Origin of the sequence: Streptomyces sp. NPDC006430, from assembly GCF_040612395.1 — a bacterium.
Classification (GTDB): Bacteria; Actinomycetota; Actinomycetes; order Streptomycetales; family Streptomycetaceae; genus Streptomyces.
Genome location: NZ_JBEXQA010000116.1, coordinates 1 through 1,455, shown reverse-complemented (window position 1 = coordinate 1,455; position 1,455 = coordinate 1). Strand labels below are relative to the sequence as shown.

Annotated in this window: 1 protein-coding gene; it reads left to right on the top strand. The window is 68.2% G+C overall.

Annotated features, from left to right (window positions below; all coding sequences use genetic code 11):
• Nucleotides 1-47: 47 nt before the first annotated feature.
• Nucleotides 48-1,448 (top strand): IS30 family transposase, encoded by a 1,401-nt coding sequence (locus ABZZ20_RS36850; RefSeq protein WP_356877430.1) that lies wholly within the window; start codon nt 48-50, stop codon nt 1,446-1,448.
• Nucleotides 1,449-1,455 lie beyond the last annotated feature (7 nt).

The window sequence follows — 1,455 nt, the reverse complement described above, 5'->3', positions numbered from 1 at the left end:
GGTGGATTCAACTGATCGTTGCAACACCTCGTGGTGGAGGTGGAGTGATGGGTGTCGGTCCGCAACAGCGGAGGGTTCGTAAGTACCGGGGCCAGATGCCGTCGCCGGGCCGGCCGACGGTCGCCTGGCGTGAGGACCGAGTCCGGTTTTGGGCGGCGATCGCCCGGGGAGTCCGGACGGAGGAAGCGGCGGCTGAGGCTGGGGTGTCGCCCGCGGTCGGGGCTCGTTGGTTCCGCCACGCTGGAGGCGTGGGACCAAACCTTTCACCATCGGTGTCGGGGCGCTACCTGTCGTTCCCGGAACGCGAGGACATCGCCATTTGGCAGGCTCAGGACCTTGGCGTCCGTGAGATCGCGCGCCGGCTGGGACGGTCACCGTCAACGGTCTCACGCGAGCTCCGCCGCAATGCCTCAACCCGCACCTACCGCCTGGAATATCGGGCGTCCACCGCGCAGTGGCATGCCGAGAGGCGAGCGCGACGCCCGAGGGCGGCGAAGCTGGCGGTCAACGAGCGGCTGTGTCAGTACGTCCAGGACAGGCTCGCCGGGACGATCCGCGCGCCGGACGGCCGACCGGTTCCCGGACCTGTCACCCCGGAATGGAAAGGGCGCAACAAGCCACGGCGGCAGGACCGGCGGTGGGCGACGTCGTGGAGTCCCCAGCAGATCACGAACCGTCTGCCGGTCGACTTCCCCGATGATGAGTCCATGCGCATCTCGCACGAGGCGATCTACCAGGCACTGTTTGTCCAGGCCCGGGGCGGGCTCAAGCGTGAGCTGGTCGCCTGCCTGCGGACCGGGCGCGCGCTGCGTGTCCCGCGCGCACGCTCCCGGCAACAGGCCCGCGGTCACGTCACACCTGAGGTGATGATCAGCGAACGGCCGGCCGAGGCAGCCGACCGCGCGGTCCCGGGACACTGGGAAGGCGACTTGATCATCGGGTTGAACCGTTCGGCGATCGGCACCCTGGTCGAGCGCACGACCAGATTCACGATGCTGCTACACCTTCCGCGGATGGACGGATACGGCGTCGAGCCGCGAGTGAAGAACGGACCGGCCCTGGCCGGCCGCGGCGCCCAGGCGGTGAAGGACGCGATCGCGGCCACGATCACCACCCTGCCCGAACACCTGCGTCGCTCGTTGACGTGGGACCGGGGAACGGAACTCGCTCAGCACGCACAGCTTCGTATCGACACTGGCCTGCCGGTCTACTTCGCCGACCCGCACAGCCCCTGGCAACGGGGCACCAACGAGAACACGAACGGCCTCCTACGGCAGTACTTTCCAAAGGGGACGGACCTGTCGCGATGGGACACCGGAGAACTCGCCGCCGTCGCGCTCGCCCTCAACACCAGGCCCCGCAAGACCCTCGGATGGAGGACACCCGCCGAAGCCCTCAACGAGCACCTACTCTTGACTCAACAAGCCGGTGTTGCGACGACCGATTGAGTCCGGG

Excerpts from the sequence above, each read along its gene's own strand:
- ABZZ20_RS36850 (WP_356877430.1), top strand. The coding sequence starts at position 48 with ATGGGTGTCGGTCCGCAACAGCGGAGGGTTCGTAAGTACCGGGGCCAG.